Here is an 18,668-nt window from a genome sequence, read left to right on the forward strand (position 1 = left end):
AAATTTTTCATGGTCGAAGGGGAATTCATTACGAACTTTCGCTACATATCAATCGAATTGTATAAATTTCATACACGTACTTAATCTGTCGGTTATAGAATCCTAGACAAAGCATACGAATGCTCAATTTCTCCCTAATGACTTGAGTTCATCTCAAGGATTTACGTTGATTTTCGGAACATTCTTCCTAATAAAAAAACTATACCCATTCCCTATTTTTTTCAGACGAATTGGCACTAATCCTGCTTTGAAATACACAGAAATCTTTTTTTGTCGAAAAAGACCTTTATCAGATGAAGGCATTTCTGAAATTCAGACAGGTTCCGACGGCATGCGTTTTCCCATGCTTCTTCAATGAAGTTTTAGATTGCAATATGTCGATTTAAGTATAGAGCTGGAGGTTGCATTTTCCTTTCTAAACGGAATGAATAAGCGAAGTTCCCCGTTTTAAAAAATAAAGCATGAAAGAAAAAAGCGACTATGAGATTCTATACTACTTCTATCTCCACTCCGATTTGATCGAAGAGGCATGGACGGAGTATAAATTAAATCCGACTCCCCTCCGGGCGTTAAATTTAAACAGTTGGATATTATCTTCATTCAATATCTACGACGATATATCGAGAATGCTGCCCGGCGTATTAAGCAGATCTAAATCGCAAAATCTATCTCCGGAGGAAAATGAATCCGCCTACGAATTGAAACGAATTAAATTATCAATTCAAATGAACCCCTTACTTCTATCGATACGCAATAGGGTTTTTTATAGCAAACAGGGCAATAAAAAGATCGGAGGCCAAAATGGTCGCTATTTCTGGGAGCTTCAAAAAGAATTAATCTCCAACAATAAGGGAACTTCCATAAACCTGTTAGAGGAATCCACGAAAGAGGTAATTCGATTCAATAACGAACTTGAGCTGGATTTGATAGAATACTACGGATTCAATTATAGAAAAAAATTGAATATCGACTCGATCTTAAAATAATTCGACCGAACGCGGATATACATATCGCATACCATCCCGTCGTACCCCTCAAATCAAAAACCCCGTTAAAATAAATCCGACTTAAACGATCCTATGCAACCGAATCTTGATGACTGGCCTGGATTAGATAATGAAGCATTTCTTTTCTCAATTCGTTGTAAGATGGATCCTCTAATATCGACTCCCTATCCCTTTTTCGAGGAAAGCGGACGTTCAAAATCCTATCGATCGTCGCCTTAGGTCCGTTAGACATTAAAATAATTCTATCCGATAGATAAAGCGCTTCATCGATATCGTGAGTGATCATAATTACGGTTTTGCGGAACTGTTCCCAAATCGAACTTAACTCGTCCTGCATTTTCCCTCTAGTTAACGCATCAAGTGCTCCGAACGGCTCATCCAATAGTAGGACCTTAGGGTTTGTGGCGAAAGCTCTAGCGATCCCGACCCTTTGCTTCATACCGCCCGAAATTTCCGAAGGCTTTTTCTTAGAGTGCGCGGATAAATTCACCATTTCCACGAACTTCAGGGCTTCCGCTTTTCTGAACCCTTTATCGCGCTCCGGATAAACGCTATCTACCGCAACTCTCACGTTTTCTTCGACGGTTAACCAGGGAAGTAAGGAGTGCGACTGAAAGACAACGGCTCGATCTAAGCCGGGCCTTGTAATCGCAACACCTTCCACTTCGACTTTTCCCGAAGTAGGAGTTATTAAACCGGCGACTAGATTCAATAAAGTTGATTTACCGCATCCTGAATGACCGATAATGCTTACAAACTCCCCTTGTGCAATATTCAAATCTATCCCGGCTAACGCATAGTAACGATTCTTCCCCGATCCGAAAATTTGATGCACATTACTAATCTGAACGAAATTTGTATTTTCCGATTTTTCCATACAAAGCCCTCTTATAATTTTTGCCGAATTATTAAACTTCGGACTTACTCCCGAAGAATTTTCCCACGAACCCCATCCCTCGATCCAAAAGCAAACCTACAAGCCCTACGAAAACAAGTGCAACGAGCAAGTCGCTTAACCTTGAGCTGTTCCAGGAATCCCAAATAAAGAATCCGATTCCGACTCCTCCAGTCAGCATTTCGGCGGCCACGATCGCAAGCCAAGCCATACCGATCGAAATTCGCAATCCCGTAAAAATATAAGGGGCCGCTGCCGGTAACAAAATCTTATAGAAATATCGCATTCCATTAATTTGATATACTTTCGAGATATTCTCGTAATCCTTCGGAATCCGCATAATCCCAACCGAAGTGTTGATGATAATCGGCCAAAGCGAAGTTATGAAGATAACGAAAACCGCGGAGGGTCCCGCCTTGTTGAATGCCGCCAAGGATATCGGAAGCCATCCTAAAGGGGGAATCGTCCGTAAAACTTGAAAAATCGGATCCACGGCCTTAAAAGCTAAACTCGATTTACCGATCAAAATCCCTAGAATTATTCCCACAAAAGCCGCGCATGAATAACCGATACCTACCCTTTGCAATGAGGAAAGTAATTGCCAGCCGATTCCTTTATCGTTTGCCCCGTTATCGAACCAAGGATGAAGTATGAGATCTTTCGACTCCACTATCGTTTGGATCGGCCCGGGCAGCGTAACATCCTGCATTTGGGAATAAAACTGCCAGACAATTCCGAAAATCAGCAAAGCGAAACCGGGTAATAGAATCGACATGACCGTATTCTTTATCGAAGCCGAACGCTCCGAATCGACTGCGGTTCCGAATTCAAGCGAGTTTAGCTTATCCGTGGAATCCAAGACAGATGAAGCTACCGGAACAGATTGCATCTCGATCGTATTCATTTCTTTTTCCTGCCTTTAAACGCTCTCTTTAAAGAGAAATTTACGCGTCTCATTTCTTCCCGTGGGACGTTTTCTTACCGTCTATATTCTTAATTGCTAATTTATTTAAATAACCTTCCGGATCGTTAGGATCAAATTTAACGCCGTCAAAGAAAGTTTCGATTCCTCGCGAATCGCTTTTAGGGATTGCCTTTTTCTGTCCGATTTCTGAGGCGCATTCTTTCCAGATATCGGCGCGATTCACTTGATTTACGACTTTATCATAATCCACTCCGTTCGGCAAAAAACCCCATCGCCTGGTTTCAGCTAAGAACCATTTGTCGTGGCTTTTATACGGAAAGCTAGCGTTGCTGCTCCAATATTTCATCTTCGGAATTTTGTTGGTCATATCCCGACCATCCCCGTAAACAAACTCGCCTTTCAATCGAGGAAGAATATCGGCTTCAGGAACATTCACCCAATTTTTTTGGGAAAGAATTTTCGCCATTTCCTTAACGTTCTCCGCCTTCTCCGCCCATATTTGAGCTTCCATCACGGCTTTTAAGATTGCCTTGGCGGAATTCGGATTTTTATCCACCCAATCTTTACGCATTGCGAAAGATTTTTCAGGATGATCCTTCCATATTTCTTGGGTCATGAGCGCGGTGTATCCCACCTTCTGATTGAGAAGTTGTTGATTCCAAGGCTCACCCACGCAAAAAGCATCCATCGTTTCGACTTTCATATTTGCCACCATCTGCGGTGGAGGAACAACGATGGTAGTTACATCTAAATCCGGATCGATTCCGCCTGCCGCTAACCAATATCGTAGCCAATAATTGTGGGTTCCTGTTGGAAATGTCATTGCTACCGTGAGCGGCTTTCCGTCCGCTTTTGCCCTCATGGCAACAGCTTTGAGCGGAGAACTATCCACAGAGAGACCGATATCTTTGTATTTCGTCGCCGCAGAAATTCCCTGGTTATTCAAATTCAAACGAGCCAGGATGTACATCGGAACCGGTTTATTTCCTTTCGTGTTGATCCCTAACGCCAACGCATAAGGCATCGGAGTAAGTATATGAGCTCCATCGATGCCGCCATTTTCGGAACCAAGTTCAAGATTGTCTCTGGTCGTCCCCCAGGAAGCTTGCTTAACGACCTCTACTTCGTTCATTCCGTATTTCTTAAAAAGTCCCTTTTCGGCCGCTATGACGAGCGGAGCGGAATCCATTAGCGCGATATAACCTATCTTCGCCTTAGTAGTTTCCAATTTTCCTTCCGCGAATATTCCGGGAATGTTTACGGAATATGCAATCATTCCGATCATGAACGCTATATATTCGATTCTTCTTCGCATTGTTATTCAATACTCCATTAGTTTCTGAGAGAATTCGACGCGAACTTTCGATCTCCGAAATGAAAGGATAAAATTATAAATTAATAATATACTATCGTTTTCGCAGGATTATTTCGTCGATTCGATTCTTAATAAGCAATTATCATACCAATAAATATAATTTATTTTGATTTCAGCGAATTTTAGAGCAATTCCCATAAAATAATTAATCGCCGAGCTATTAAATAGCACAAAATATGCCGTTCGCCAAAAATATACACAAACTACGCGGCCAAGAATGAGCAAAATAAAGGCCATAAAAAAGAATCACGTACATTTAATGAGCTTTATTACTATTTTTAAGACAATTTCTAGAATAGGAAAGGACCAAGCAACCGCCGCAAAAGCTCGATTCTCTTATTAGATGCCATTTTTATAATTATTTATTAATTGGCACAATTATTGCTTAAATCGGTTTTAAGCAACAAGGAACGCCGAATGAAACAATTTATAGCACCGGACCGGAGCTTTAACGTCACGAGAAGCTCTCAGATACAAGCAAAGATAGGAATCCGAAAAGAAGTAAACCGCATGTTTAACAACATCAGGAAGTATATTTCCAATTATAATACCCGTGAATTAATTATAATTTTATTAATTAGTTTAATTACCTCCGGGCTGAATTCGCAAACATTGGAAAATCCCGTTCAAAAACCGGATCCTATTGTCCCGCAATCTCAAAATCAACCCGAACCTCCTAAATCTGAGCCGCCAAAAACGGAAACTCAGGAGCCTAAGAAAAAGTCGGAAGAGGTAAAATATGCGACTCCTCTTAAAGGAGACATTCCTCTTGATTACTTAAGAACACTACTCGTCACACCGGAACAAATGAAAGACACGCAAAAATCCAATTTGTTTTGGCTAGACAATCTTAAAATGGGATTTTCAGCGAGACCTAGATACGAATCCCGGGAAAACTCGACTTTTAATAAACGGATAGACGACTATACTTCGTTCGTCGGCCAAAATACCCAGGTTTGGTTTTTGCTCGATCCATCCCCCTATTTCTCCGTAAAGATTACGATGCAGGATAGTAGATTATGGGGAGGAAGTCAGGGTGCACAAAATGCGGGGAACTGGTCTTACGCACTTACGACCGGGGCAGGAACAACAGTAACACCAGGGACTACCACTAGCACAAACGTTCGAAGCAATACGGATATTAGAGAAGCGTTTATCGTTTTAAAAAAATCCGAGAAACTACCGGTTTCAATTTTCATCGGGCGACAAGTCTTCGCATTCGGAGATCTAAAAATCGTCGGTCCGTTAAACTGGTTAAACACCGGGTTTTCTTTCGACGGTGTCCGCTTTGTTCATGATTCGAAATGGTTTCGTTCCCATGTTTTCGGAACAATCCTATCCGATCAATACAATGCCCCTTACGGACTAACAACGAGTAACGGGCAAGCTAAAGGTACTATCGATGAAGCGTATTTTACCGGAATGTACAATACGATCAAAGGCGGCGACATAGCGCATCTCGATTTGTATGCGTTGGATATTTCCAAAAAATGGATTGCGAATCCTAATCCTACCGACTTCGACAGCAGACTGAAGCAGAGAGACAACTTATTAACGACAGGATTTCGATTAACCAATAGAACGAATATGAATAACTTACCCGCCGGCAAAGTATGGGATTGGACGATAGAATCGGCCTGGCAATCCGGATACACCGGTGATCGGGTAAAGGCGGATTGGGATATTTTAAATCTCCAAACCGCTTCGGGTAAAAACATATACACACAGAGAGTCCAATACGACACTCATTTTCTATCCCTCGATACGGGTTGGAAAGTTTTAGATAATGTTCGACTCGGCGCAGGATACACTTTTGGATCAGGGGATCCGAATCGATCCGATGCGAAAGTAGGAACTTGGCAAACTCTCTTCCCTCAAGTTGCCGGTTCTTTCCCGAATTGGAATACGATGAACGGTCAGTCGCTTTTGGCGGGATTTCAGAATACGAAATCGTACTCGGCTAGGATGAATATTAAAACGGAATCCTACGGAACTTTTATTTTCGCATTTTATGATACGCTAAAAGCCACTCCGCAGGATGCATGGTACAACGTAGCCGGAGTTCCAAACACCGGAAACAGCACTGAAAACTTTTCGAACAACAAATTCACGATCGATAACGGTAGACTTGGAAAACGATTGTTCTATCAATACGATTTCACATGGATTTACAATTATTCCGAATTCATCTCCGTCTGGTCGGGCTTCTCATTAGTAAGAGCGCAGGACGCAATTAGAAATGCAAGGGATAATCCGTACGCTCCTAATCCTCTGGACCGTTCCACTTTCGAACCCAATTCGAAATTCTTCTATCTAATGGTCTCCGTTTCTCTATAAATAATACGTTTTAGAAATGGCAGCCATACGGTCTTCTAAAACGGCAAATTAAGATTCTCTTTCATATCCTTCTTTAAACTCTTTAAAGAAGGATAAAGATTTTTTCGCCAAAGCAAGTTCTGCCTTTAAATTAGCGGCCTCCCATTTTAAGGAACTTACCTCCCCCTTCAGCAAAGTAGCTTCTCCGAGTTGTTCCATTATTTGCGATCTTAGCCAGTTGATCTGATTCTTTTGGAGCTTTACTTTTGCCAACAATCTGAATATAAAAATGCTATTTTTTAAGGCTCTAGACGTCTTTCTTAGTTTAGTAGAGGCGAGCGTTTTTTCGCGGAGAGTTAATACCCTTCTTAAGGAGTGAACCTGAGAAACGTTTCCTAAATTCTCCTCAAAATACTCTATGCTATACCACTTAGAAAAATACATAACCTTAATATACCGGACCACTCTCCGTAACCCTCGCTTTTTAAAATGCGTGAAATACCTGAAATTTTTGCGTTATAGAACTTAAATCCTTCGCCCAAAGACCCTCAATTCTCCGATAGGAGCTATCTTTTAAGGTTGATCTTAAATCCCTTACTGACTAATATCCAAAGTGAGATATAATTGTTCGCCTACACTTTAGTAACATTTTAACAATATTCAAGTAACTATTTTATCAAAATGTCAAAAAAATTGAAAAAGACAAACACTATCGGAAATCGGCTACAAATAGCTTTCAAAGAACTCGAAATTTCCAGAGAGGAAGGTGCAGAGACCATCGGCACTTCTTTAGCGACCATAAATCGATACTTATGCGACCAAGAAACGATACCGGAATTCAGAATGGACCTACTCTTAATTAAGAAAGGGGTTTCAAAAGTATTCGTATTTAAGAACAAGGGAATACCGAAAGCGACCTGGGAAGAACGACTCAATTTCATCGAAAAAGAAAAGGCCTTAATTAACGAAATTCGGCATAATGCCACTTTAAAAGAGTTAATTTCGAAATTGTCGAAACTTTCCGACGAGAATCTGAAATTCATCAACATACTGTTATCCAAATTGAAATCCTAGAAGAATACGTTTTTAGTTTATAAAAAGATCCGTTACTTTTTGCGAATATTGTCTGACATGATTCGATATGGTTCCTTCCTTCGAATATACGAACTCTAATAACATTTCGGCTTGCAGCGCATAAACCTCTTCCCTTCTCTTAGCCTCAAATTGATTGCAAATTTCCGCAAAGGTCATTGGATCGATTTTTTTCAATAAAAATCGATTGAGAGAAACCAGTGTGGACGAGAATCTCGGGTTTCGGAAATCGTACTTAAAATCGGAAAGATCTATATTAAATAATCTGTAATTAGTAATCGAAAGCCAGACGATCCAAAGAAACGCCAAAGTACCAAGCATAATCGTCGGAATTGCGGAAATCCCGAAGCTGGATGAAAGAATTATAAAAAAATAAGAGATAAGTCCGCAGAAGATCGCTCCGGCAGATAGATAAATGGAATGAATCCTCACAAAATAGTTTCCGATGAAGATATTTCGAATTAATATCGCAAGGCATAAAAAGACTGAAACATAGATATATGTGCAGGCAGGATAATAAAGCGGGCCCGGCTTAAAAATTCTTAGCCTTCCTTCCATTCGATACGGACCGACTTCCCCTTCGAAAGCATACCAAGAAAAGAATACTATAGCTATCACATGAAATAGAGTTAAAAATGCAGGTGGAGACGTCGGCGAATTCGGTTTGGAATAATTAAAGGTTATATAGATTAATAAAATCGGAATAAAGAGAATCGGGATCGGAATTAGATTTATAAGAGAAGATTGCAAAGTAAAGGGAAGCGGAATTTCACTTAAAGACAAAAGTGCGCACCATACCGACATTAGTAGCGCAATGAGTGAAAAAGATAGATTCAGATAATTTTTTTCCGAACCCTTATAAAAATGCAATGCCGATAGAGATAAAAGGACAAATGTTACGATTGCCAAAATCAGCTCCGGGTCGTTTTCACAAATTGAGGCACAAATAATCTTGAGTCGGTGAGCAAAATCGGATCTTTTTTTAAGTTGCAGAATCGGATTAGAACTATTCTAATCATTAAAGTGCTCGAAATTGACATATATTTCTTCACATATTCGTATAAATCATTAAATTTTGACAACCTTTTTATATAAATTATTTATATGATAAAATCATCAGGGGAGCGGGTAAAATTCGTCCGGATAGAGGGTCGAATCACGGAAATCAATCAAAAGGATTTTGCAGAGGAAATAAAGATCACTCAAGCAATGCTGAGCTTAATCGAAGCGAATAAACAACCTCTCTCCTACGCTATCGCACTTAAAATCGAAAAGGCGACGGGATATAGAGCGGAATGGCTGATCGACGGTACCAAACCTGAAAAACTGGCGAAAAATTCTCAAGAGATAAGGAATCCGAAGGATCAGGAAGACCTTCTAAGGTTAATTTCCAAAACGAATGCCGGCGACTATGTTATACTTCTACTTTCGAAGCTCTCTAATGCCGATCGGGAAGCGGTTTTTAAACTGATCGAATCCTTAGCTAATAAACGAAAGAAGTAATTTCATTTAAAATAACGGCCAAATTGCTCGGCAATGACTCTAGATTTTTCATCGCCTTCAAGTGACGTTCTTGCAACAAGTTCATAGTTAAACTCGATTAACGAACTGGCTATCTGAGACCTAGTATCCAATAATTTTTTATCATAATCTCTTGGATCTGCCAAATGGTATAAAAGTAGGACGGCAGGTAAACTTGCGCGTATCAAAAATGGAATCTTTTTCCCCGAAAGCAATTGGTCCTTTATTGCAAACGCATCGTAATGCAATATCGCAATCGCCCACAGGAAAAGAAAGAGAATGATTCCGATCGATACCAAATGCACGTAAAAAATCTGAAATAACGGTAGTAGATAAATGAAGACTAATGCGAAAAACAAAGAGACACTAATTCCGCTTAATAATAGTATCATGCGAACCCGCATCAATCCTTTCGAAATGCGAATTCGATTCCCTAAATTTAAAATAGAAAGCCCCAAAATGGTCGTCGCATATATTAACAAAAGATGATAATTGAATGTAGGTCGGTAATAAAAATTATACGAATCTATCAGTACGCTAAATTTACAAAAAACCGCACAATAAACAAAGTACCCCAATAAGAATACATGAGCAACGCTTCCTGCTTTTTGAATAAGAAGAGTATCCGCCACCTCCCCTTTTAGTTTTCGAACAATCGAATTTAGAGTAGAGGGTATGAAAATTGACGGAAGTAGCATCCAATCGAATGCAAACGGCCTAATTCCCAGAGGTAAAAAGTCCCGTATCAGGAAACAACCTATCCAGAGTGAAATTAATATGCAGAGAGTTAAGAATCTTCGATTCAAATCACTGGTAGGCGAAATTTTAAATACGTAAACCCCAAAAAATAAGGAGAATAATATGGCTACTGTTTCTACAAATTGTATCGAGAGCATGTCAATTTAGTTTAATTATACGATATTTTTCGCCAAATACTGTAAAGAACTTTTATGCATTTCGATAATTCTAAATTTCGAAACTCTTCCCTTTAATTTGCAATGCGGGTAGTAAACTAAATTCGGAAATTCATCCGATTCTTTTGCTCCGTAATCCAAATACACTCGATGCAATCCCAACCACTCCGGATTAATTAGCCCGTAAACTATTTCAAAACCTTTCGTAAGGCAGTATTTCGCGACCGCGCTCGCGCACATTTTCATCGCCCTGAGACCCAGAACAGTCGGACGAAATGAAACCGAATTCCAATCGGCTGAATTAGTTTTGACTATTGCGTATCTGATATTCGGTGCGAACTTAATATAATCTTCCGCTCTTTCCATTTCTTCCTCATGAAGCGGAAAGTTTAGAAGCGCAAATTCAATCGGCACAAGATTGTCATCCCGTTTTTCCACTAATCTAGTGGCTGCCTGAATATTACCGTCCCGATCAGTAACATAAAACCAAATCGACCATGGATCGAAATTCATAAACGGATACTCATTGTATCCCGCACTTTTGTATATTTTGGCGCTAAAATTTTTTATTTTATCCAAGATATGAAATTCGGAACCCGGAAACCAGGTATTCAACGTTAAACGGGGAGCTCTTTGGCTGACGGATTGAGCAATCTGGTCAAAAACTTTATGTGACATAATTTAATTATTTTGACCATAACTAAATATTTGCAACGAAAAAATCCGCGTTCAGTCAATAATTTGCCATGAAAATTTACACTGATCCCGCCGTACATAATATTTCTAGTTTATATTAAATCAGTAATTATTAAAACTCTAAACATAACCCTTTTAAAAACGAGTCTTTATCCGTAACTTTTATATAAGCGCTAAACTATTTTTGAATATTCGGAAGTCCGATTAAATTCTATTCCTGAACTGCTCCGAACAAGAGCGACGGATTTTTATCGTTCGTGATTACCCTTCCTTCAATGGAAGCATCGACGAAAATATTAAGAATTCATTTTACGTCATCTCTGCAATTTCCGAGGAGAAACTTACGCGTAAAAATGTATCGAATTCGAATAAAACATCCGGTCGTTTGATTAGGATCAAAGACAATCGTATCTTATCTCAGTATGATTGCCCAATGACAACGCTATTCAATCCCCAAGCAAGTATCTGGACGTTTTCTTTCCGTCCTTTTTTTCTCGGGACGGCGCTGCACGCGATGCTTGCCATCTTAATTTGGATATTCTTTCAATTTTCCAATTTTTCACCGCCTTACATGACCGTAAGCATTCAATTTCATATATATGAAATGGTTTTCGGTTTTGCTCGGGCGGCAATTCTCGGTTTCCTTTTTACCGCAGCTCAGAATTGGACAAAAACCGTACTATTAAAGGAAAAAAGTCTAATCGCTTTATTTCTGCTTTGGCTCGTGGGAAGATTCGGATTTCTCTCCAATTCCTATCTTTCTTCGATCGCTTTTTCGGCCGACGTACTTTGCGATATATTGGCCCTCTATTACCTTCTGCCTGCATTGCTGAAAAAAGGTCAGGAGCATAATCGGATTATCGCGTTTATTTATGGAGTTTTTTGTCTACTTCATGTATCGACGGTTTTTTCCGTTATCAACCTAATTCCATCCTATTTGAGTCTGCATTTGATACATATTTCCATTTTTGTAATACTATTCATTATCATCATCATAGCGGGAAGAATTATTCCCTTTTTTACGTCCGTAGCAATTCCGGCCTCCTTCCCTCAAAAATTTCCGAAGTTAGAGCAGACTCTACAGTATTTTGGAGTCCTTTTATTATTCGAGGAATTCTTTCTATTTTGGGTTCCGAAATGGCTTCCCCTTTCCGGCGGCCTTTGTTTTATCTATGCAGTGTTAAACGCAGTTCGCTGGCTATATTGGAAACCTTGGAAGTCGGCGCGAACTCCCATTTTGCTCATTCTGCATTTGGGCTATTTTTGGATCGTCATAGGACTCTTGGTATACTCGTCATCGCGTTTCGGGCTCGTTTCAAGTTCGCCCGCCTACCATGTACTCACTACGGGGGCGATCGGAGTATTCATATATGGAATGATCACGCGGGTATCTCTCGGACATACCGGCAGACCAATCCATGCAACTAAGCTCACGATCCTCGGATATGTATTCATAAATTTAACGGTTCTTGTCCGCGGATTTCTACCGATTTTCGGTCATAATCGAGAGGCTTATATTCTATCCGCTTTATTTTGGATTTTATCTTTCCTTATATTTTCTTTACAATATACTAATATATTAATTCAACCTAGAATGGATGCAAGACCTACTCCTCCCTGACTCGCTTTGATCGATTCGATGCAAGAAATAGAATTCATCAAATCGGATCCGGAATTTCAGTAGGAAAATAGGCTAAGTTTAATATATTAATTTGCGAAAGTATCGGGCGATGGATTCGAGTCATCCGATCGCTTTTCCCCTATCGGATAAGGGCCTTTTTCATCTAAACATTAATTGGTTTATTTCCTTTTTTAGATTCTTTCAAATTAAAAAGTCTAAAAAAAATAGGCCGCCAGGAATAATATGAAATTTTGAAGTTTTATTCTTGATTTGCATCAATGTTAATAGAAAATTCTTGGGATGTTTTTAAAAGCGCACCCTAAGTAATTGGTTATTAATCGTTCGCTATGCAACCTTTAACCGAAATCAAATCCGTTAGCCCTAATCATTGGAAGACGATTCGTCAAGAATATCCGGTCCAGCTCGAATCGATAGAGATCCGAAGGAAATATAAAAAAGGCGAATTAATCTTTAGCGAAAAAGAACTTTATCGCGGGTTTTTTACCGTTTCATCGGGTATTTTTAAAGTATATTGCCTAAACTCGGACGGAAGAGAAGCAACTCTTAGGATTTTTACGGCCGGTGAGGTCATCGCAGCACATCCTATATTTTATATGACGGAAACTTGCAATTACCCTGCGTTTTGCGAAGCATTGCAAGACGGCGAATTACTATATTACCCGAAGGATGAATTCACATCTTTTTTACTTCAAAATACGCGAGCATTGTTCTTGTTCTCAGCTTTAACCGTAGAACATTTGAATTATTTCAGAAAGAAGATGATGGAGAACCTTTTTTTATCGGTCAAGGACAGAATACTCGGCTTCTTACGCGAATCAGGTGCGGAAGAGGAATATATCTCCCTCCCGATTACCAAGCAACAACTTGCGTTATTATTAGGAACAACTCCCGAATCCATCAGCAGGGCATTCCGCTCTCTATTAGAAGATTCTCTTATTGAGGAAAAAGGCGATTCTTATCGCGTTAAACGAACAATACTATCTCAAAATTAAGTTCGATTCCGATCCTTATTTTAAACGATTTTAATACCGGTAGCCTTTTCTTCTTAAGGAGAAAAACGGAGGATGAACATTTAAGAACACCCTCCGTCTCCCAAGAGAAAATCTTATCGAGTAAGAGTTTCTAACCCGTTTCCATGAGCCCAAATCCCTACCAAAACTCGTCCTCCTTCTTTTACAGTATAGGTGATCGGAGTGCTATCTCCCCAATCCGCACTAACAGTATCTCCGTCTAACATAGCCGTTCCTTCCAGACGGATGCCCACGGACCAAACGACATCATAGCTACCAATATCGTTTTTCTTGAACACGACCGTTCCTTTGTATCTGGTTCCATTCGGGTTTATGCCGCTCGCTTTGTATGTTCCGCTTAGATCGAGCTGAGGATCTGCTTTCATTACGCTTACCGAGGTCACTAAAGCAATGACCGCTAAGATAGCTAACATTCTTCGTGAATTCATAAACATAGTCTCACCTCCAATCGGCGATGCTTAAGAATTCTATACCTGATTCCTAAATTAACAATAGAGAATTTTCTGATTCATAAAAATATTTCTTTTATATAACATTATTTTTACATTTTTATTACAATAATCCATGAGTTTAATTCTCATTTATAAGGAGAGGTATTCTATTCGCTTGTCATTCGTTGATCTTACAACCATCAATTTCTTCCGGTGGCGCTATCGATTGGAAACCGCCGATATGACTTAAACCGCATCCTGCTTATCTACGGGAAACGGCGATTTCCTTGGAAAATCCGGCCGTCCGAACTATCGGATATCCTCGGTAATCCCGATTTAACGCCCAGATTGGCAGATAAATTAATAATCCTTAATGTCTATATAATAATAATTTATTGATAAATGATACGAAGCCGTCGCTTTCTTATTGCTTTAGGGACAATCATTCTGTCTCATCCCTAAAAAACAGGCAAATATCCGAAGATATTCGATCGCTTAACAATAAGGAAATAATTTCGATACAGATTTTCAGTCAATTATTCGTCGATTGAATTATACCTTCTTGAGGTCGAAATCCGATGAACTACGAAGAAAAGTCTATTAGGAACTTGGAATTTATTTTAGACCAGCATCAAAAGTTGCAGGTAATTAAGAAGCATCTTTTGAATCAGAGAATGTTCATAAAAACACCTCCTTTCACCCAAGAAGTCAGAATCGTAAAAGTATTGGATGGCGGGAATCAGTTGGTCTTAACGATGCCTGAGACGTTTAACTCACATCGAGGAAATCGAATCGCTTTCTTCCGGATGTTGGCCGCTTACATAGAAGTAAATTGTATATTTATGGAACAGTTAAATAACGGGAACTGTATATTCAAATTAGAGAGTTTATGTGTCGCAAAAAAAGGACGCGACCTTGAGCGCCTTCCTATGCCTATCGAAATAGCATACGTCACCAATATCCTTTGCCATAGGTCGATTATTGATGAAACTAAGTTCGCATTGCCGAATATCGTATTTGAATCTTTTGAAAAATATAAGAGACTTCTCCAAAATACGAACCTTGGCGACGTTGTTATAGACATTTTTAGGGGAGGACAAAAAGGCAAATTTGAATCGGTAAAAAAGAATCAAAAGTCGTTATTCATCGCGGATACGTCCGATCCTAATTGCTTCCGCTCGCAAGAGGTCTCTCTTAACGATTGCGAAGGAACTGCTGACGCAGATATTTTATCAAGAATACGGGAATACAGAGCGAACGGAATTCTTTCCGAACTTATCGTTCCGATTCTCTATCCGAATGATAACGGAATCCCGGTCTCGATCGGATTTATACAGATGCGCAACAAATCAATTCAATATACTCCTGATGATCTTTCGAATATAGAATCATTGTCGCAGGAGATCACTAATTTAATTTTGAGTTCCAATTCTACGAAAATTGCCAACCGCTTTAAAATAATGGACATTTCCAATTCAGGTATGCGCCTGAAGATAGACGACCCGGCTATCTCCGAAAAACTTTCCAAAAGAAAAGAGCTTAACTTTGATATTGTTTTTCGAGGACAGACAGCTATTCCATTATCGGGCACCGTTAAATGGACCGCCATAGAAAAACCCAATACCTTATACTTGGGCCTTGAGTTCAAACTTGAAAACGGGCAAGAGCTAAACAGGAAAAGATTGGAAGCCAACTTAACCGCACTTCGAAAAGAGTATTTAAAAATATTGAATAAACGTGTTTCGTAGAAATTATCGTCGACGCACCTTATCCCCTCTCAAATTACGAAGCGGACAAGAGCACCCGAAATTATTCGCGTTATGCGCCGTCACAATCCCCGAGCAGGATGCTCGATAAATGCTTCCGATTCTCTCTAGTGAAGCGTTGATAAGTTCGACTGAAGGAAAATATACCTGGTTTTCCTACCCTTTGAGCGTAATCCATTCTCATTCTTATGTGTAATTATCGATAAACAGCTTTATTTTGGATTCTACTCTTTCACGGCATATTTACGCTCTATCGAATTGCGGATTTTTGATAACTTGATGAATGCAAAATTTTTTACGGGGAGTGGCAATGAATTAAATAGTTAAAATGCGGTGAAAAATTGAAAAACCGGAAACTTACGCTTGTTAAATGAAATCAGCGGAAAATATCTCAGGCGGAAATCTTTTACTAACCGTGATAAAGATTTCTAATTACTTTAGTCTATACTAAGATTTGGGAGATTCATTTATGGATAGCACATTCCAATTTTTTGTTCAAATTATCGGGTTCATTTTTTCGATAATTGCATTACTGTATTTAAAGAGACTATTCTCCGCAAAAGTCGACCGCCACGAAGGAGGAAAACTAAAAGAATCAAACCTCCAAACTACTGGACCTTTCGGACAAAAGCGATCACCAAAGTAAATCGCTTCCGACCTCACTCAAGTTAGAATTATTCAAAATACTATTAACTCTTTATGTGAAGGTCCGGTTGCTTTCCATTTCAAAGTTGCCCTTTAGTCAACATATACATGGCAGAAATCTCACAATTCCATAATTTACCCAGCGCAAAAACCATCGCGAAAATAATCGATTATACATTTTGGAAATAAATTTCTTTTTGCTAAACGGAAATTTCAGGTTATCATTGGACATTAACCGACATCGATTTCTGCAAAGGGCGATGGGATGAATAATTGAAACGCTTACTTACCGATGAATAATACATTCCGAGGATTGCGAGACTGACATGAAATATAAAAGGGAACGTGAACGAATAATTTCGAAAGAGCTGTCGGAGCTATCTGCAACGTTAATTTACGAAGATATATCTATATCGGGATCTGTCGCGAATATCTCCGAGATCGGAATGGGTATTTTAGTGCAAGATGAGTCAAAGGCTTCACCGACCGTCGGATCTCCCGTATCCGGAAAAATAACGGGAGAAGTATTCGGCGAGCTCGATTTTGAAGGGATTATCGTTAGAAATGAGAAAGGCAATAATCTCAATGCAACTAATTATATTATTGGAATAAAGTTTACGTCTGAAATTTCGCTACCTGATAGAGTGATTGCCTTAAGCTTAACGATAGACGAGTGAGAAATAGTAAAGCCCCTTTTAATCTGACCGTTTTGCCCAGGATTTGAGAATATAGCGGTCAATTATTAATTTCAACAGGATGGATGTCCCGACAATTTTTAAATAATGAATTCTAAAATTACTAAAATGTACAGGATGATTCTTCCGAAGAGTGATCCGGATTCTCGAAAATAAAAAATCACCGCAGTATTACTAACATATTAGAACACGTTGCCCATCTTGGTACAAATGGATCTGCGAGTATCAAAACCTCCCAATCATCTTAATTCAAATTTTTATCGAAAAACTTCCGGCAAAATAGCGTTGACCGATTGTTTATAGTATTACAAGGATTAGGCGTACGGTAGAACTCCGTAATGAGTAACGAGATCTTTATAATGGAAGAACAACCAATAATCCATCAATATATCTTAACGAACTCATGCCAAAACGGCAATTTTAGGAAGCTTTATTAAATCCGATTCGCGAATAGGTCACCGGAAAATTGGAAGAAGACATTAAACAGGCCTTGGAATTAGCGGAGGAAATCAAAAGAATTCATCTTCGAACGGAAGATCCAATTCCCTACTCCGATACGTTCGTTCGTGAAGCGAGCGCACTTATTTATCAAGATGCATCAAAAGTACGGAAAATTCTAGAAATTCTTAGGGATGCGAAGTATATTTTTATAATCAAAGTCGTTTTACCGGATCCTTATGGCGGAATTAAAAATCAAGATATGGGCGTGGATGCTTATATTTATGCGGATTCGAAAATAGTTAGTGAAATAAGATCGTATGCCGAGAAAAAGCTGGAGCAAATATACGAAGCTACATTCTTCAAAAAGAAATCGCCGTTTTTAATTACGAGAGAGTTATTCCCTAAAATCAGAGAGCACAATAATACCCTATTGGGACGATATGTTAACGTCACTGTCATGCTCCAGGAATTCCAAAGAGTTCTTAATTCATTCCCTTTTGATTACGAAGATACTTGCCGGAAAGAAATTCTTACGAGTATCATCGAAAGAGTCGAGCTGAAAGAACCGACGGAAATTGATATCCCCGATCGCATTATAACGACGGACTATTCCGCGCTTCCTAGCGACGATCGGATCCCGGAGAGATTGACGCCTCTTGAATCCCAAATGAATGCCGGTGGCCCGTGGGCAAAGCTGATATCCAGAGTTCCGATAACGTTCTTGATTCAAATTCATTTAAGAAAATTTGAATTTGATACGGTTAGAATCTTGATACAATCCGGAAAGATCTCCGAGATGAATGATCTTAAATGGATACGAAATAGTTTGCGAAAAATGGAAGAGGAAGTTCCGTTTGACGCCATTGTCGGAAGAGCGTCGTTCAAAATAACGGACCTTCGTAGGCTAGTTCAAAAGAAAATTAATACGATGGCCGGCGTCGTTGCCCCTCGACTTAAATAATCGATAGCGTGATGGCATTCACCTGACACTTCTTTCGAAACTCGAATTCACGAACGCTGTGCCGAAATAAGCTCCGCTCCGTCGTCAAACTTAGTAACGATAATTACCGCATAATTTAGTAGCGTATTTTCTTAGAGAACAAAAAAGCTTTCCGCTTATTTGTTATCGGAAAGCTTTCGAATTGAAACGTCTTAGGAAATATAATTTAATTGGTCTCAATCGATATTATGTTTTTCTTTTAGATTCCAGATACTTTGTAAGTTCGTCTCGGAAAGAATATTTTTAGTTCCCATCAGATAACGAAAGGCGCTAATC

17 protein-coding genes are annotated in these 18,668 nt (G+C 39.3%); 9 read left to right on the forward strand and 8 right to left on the reverse strand.

Annotated elements, in window-relative coordinates; translation table 11 throughout:
• Window positions 1-461 precede the first annotated feature (461 nt).
• Window positions 462-986 (forward strand): hypothetical protein, encoded by a 525-nt coding sequence (locus LEP1GSC058_RS19650; RefSeq protein WP_016551477.1) that lies wholly within the window; start codon window positions 462-464, stop codon window positions 984-986.
• Window positions 987-1,077: 91 nt separating this feature from the next.
• Here LEP1GSC058_RS19650 and LEP1GSC058_RS19655 read toward each other — a convergent pair whose 3' ends face one another.
• Genes LEP1GSC058_RS19655 through LEP1GSC058_RS19665 form a run of 3 tightly spaced genes read right to left on the reverse strand, consistent with a single transcriptional unit; the run spans window position 1,078 to window position 4,142 of the window.
• On the reverse strand, window positions 1,078-1,884 hold the full coding sequence (locus LEP1GSC058_RS19655) for an ABC transporter ATP-binding protein (protein WP_016551414.1): 807 nt from the start codon (window positions 1,882-1,884) through the stop codon (window positions 1,078-1,080).
• 31 nt (window positions 1,885-1,915) lie between these two features.
• A complete protein-coding gene (ntrB, locus tag LEP1GSC058_RS19660) occupies window positions 1,916-2,806 on the reverse strand; it encodes a nitrate ABC transporter permease (protein WP_016551400.1) in 891 nt (296 codons plus the stop codon).
• 49 nt (window positions 2,807-2,855) lie between these two features.
• Complete coding sequence (locus LEP1GSC058_RS19665) at window positions 2,856-4,142, reverse strand: CmpA/NrtA family ABC transporter substrate-binding protein (RefSeq protein WP_016551441.1); 1,287 nt, start codon at window positions 4,140-4,142, stop codon at window positions 2,856-2,858.
• Between the two features lie 477 nt (window positions 4,143-4,619).
• On the opposite strand from LEP1GSC058_RS19665, the gene LEP1GSC058_RS19675 reads away from it, so the two are divergent.
• Window positions 4,620-6,539 carry an alginate export family protein gene (locus tag LEP1GSC058_RS19675; RefSeq protein WP_016551448.1) on the forward strand — a complete coding sequence of 640 codons (1,920 nt, stop codon included), beginning with the start codon at window positions 4,620-4,622 and terminating at the stop codon, window positions 6,537-6,539.
• Window positions 6,540-6,587: 48 nt separating this feature from the next.
• Here LEP1GSC058_RS19675 and LEP1GSC058_RS19680 read toward each other — a convergent pair whose 3' ends face one another.
• Entirely contained in the window at window positions 6,588-6,962 is a 375-nt protein-coding gene (locus LEP1GSC058_RS19680) for a hypothetical protein (protein WP_016551455.1), read from the reverse strand.
• Between the two features lie 237 nt (window positions 6,963-7,199).
• On the opposite strand from LEP1GSC058_RS19680, the gene LEP1GSC058_RS19685 reads away from it, so the two are divergent.
• Window positions 7,200-7,592, forward strand: a complete 393-nt coding sequence (locus LEP1GSC058_RS19685) for a hypothetical protein (RefSeq protein WP_016551442.1) — start codon at window positions 7,200-7,202, stop codon at window positions 7,590-7,592.
• Between the two features lie 12 nt (window positions 7,593-7,604).
• Here LEP1GSC058_RS19685 and LEP1GSC058_RS19690 read toward each other — a convergent pair whose 3' ends face one another.
• Window positions 7,605-8,519, reverse strand: coding sequence for a histidine kinase N-terminal 7TM domain-containing protein (locus LEP1GSC058_RS19690; protein WP_016551440.1), 915 nt, complete (start codon window positions 8,517-8,519; stop codon window positions 7,605-7,607).
• A 195-nt stretch (window positions 8,520-8,714) separates the two neighbouring features.
• Between LEP1GSC058_RS19690 and LEP1GSC058_RS19695 the strand changes: the two genes are divergently transcribed.
• A complete protein-coding gene (locus LEP1GSC058_RS19695) occupies window positions 8,715-9,113 on the forward strand; it encodes a helix-turn-helix transcriptional regulator (RefSeq protein ID WP_016551420.1) in 399 nt (132 codons plus the stop codon).
• A gap of 2 nt (window positions 9,114-9,115) precedes the next feature.
• Here LEP1GSC058_RS19695 and LEP1GSC058_RS19700 read toward each other — a convergent pair whose 3' ends face one another.
• Window positions 9,116-10,027, reverse strand: coding sequence for an LIC10906 family membrane protein (locus LEP1GSC058_RS19700; protein WP_016551421.1), 912 nt, complete (start codon window positions 10,025-10,027; stop codon window positions 9,116-9,118).
• A gap of 15 nt (window positions 10,028-10,042) precedes the next feature.
• Window positions 10,043-10,723 carry an LBL_2463 family protein gene (locus tag LEP1GSC058_RS19705; protein ID WP_016551476.1) on the reverse strand — a complete coding sequence of 227 codons (681 nt, stop codon included), beginning with the start codon at window positions 10,721-10,723 and terminating at the stop codon, window positions 10,043-10,045.
• A 451-nt stretch (window positions 10,724-11,174) separates the two neighbouring features.
• Here LEP1GSC058_RS19705 and LEP1GSC058_RS19710 point away from each other — a divergent pair, with 451 nt between their 5' ends.
• Window positions 11,175-12,362 carry an NnrS family protein gene (locus tag LEP1GSC058_RS19710; RefSeq protein ID WP_016551396.1) on the forward strand — a complete coding sequence of 396 codons (1,188 nt, stop codon included), beginning with the start codon at window positions 11,175-11,177 and terminating at the stop codon, window positions 12,360-12,362.
• A 347-nt stretch (window positions 12,363-12,709) separates the two neighbouring features.
• Window positions 12,710-13,375: a Crp/Fnr family transcriptional regulator gene (locus LEP1GSC058_RS19715; RefSeq protein WP_016551473.1), complete on the forward strand. Its 666-nt coding sequence runs from the start codon at window positions 12,710-12,712 to the stop codon at window positions 13,373-13,375.
• 113 nt (window positions 13,376-13,488) lie between these two features.
• Here the strand turns inward: LEP1GSC058_RS19715 and lfb1 are convergent, their stop codons facing one another.
• Complete coding sequence (gene lfb1, locus LEP1GSC058_RS19720; protein ID WP_232224756.1) at window positions 13,489-13,842, reverse strand: LIC10280 family protein; 354 nt, start codon at window positions 13,840-13,842, stop codon at window positions 13,489-13,491.
• Between the two features lie 581 nt (window positions 13,843-14,423).
• On the opposite strand from lfb1, the gene LEP1GSC058_RS19725 reads away from it, so the two are divergent.
• The 3 genes from LEP1GSC058_RS19725 (at window position 14,424) to LEP1GSC058_RS19735 (ending at window position 18,353) form a co-directional block, all read left to right on the forward strand.
• A complete protein-coding gene (locus LEP1GSC058_RS19725) occupies window positions 14,424-15,593 on the forward strand; it encodes a PilZ domain-containing protein (RefSeq protein WP_016551411.1) in 1,170 nt (389 codons plus the stop codon).
• 989 nt (window positions 15,594-16,582) lie between these two features.
• The gene (locus LEP1GSC058_RS19730; protein ID WP_016551444.1) at window positions 16,583-16,933 is read left to right on the forward strand and encodes a PilZ domain-containing protein; all 351 of its coding nucleotides are present in this window, start codon (window positions 16,583-16,585) and stop codon (window positions 16,931-16,933) included.
• Between the two features lie 484 nt (window positions 16,934-17,417).
• Entirely contained in the window at window positions 17,418-18,353 is a 936-nt protein-coding gene (locus tag LEP1GSC058_RS19735; RefSeq protein WP_016551397.1) for a hypothetical protein, read from the forward strand.
• Window positions 18,354-18,668: the final 315 nt, after the last annotated feature.

This window comes from Leptospira fainei serovar Hurstbridge str. BUT 6 (assembly GCF_000306235.2).
GTDB lineage: Bacteria > Spirochaetota > Leptospiria > Leptospirales > Leptospiraceae > Leptospira_B > Leptospira_B fainei.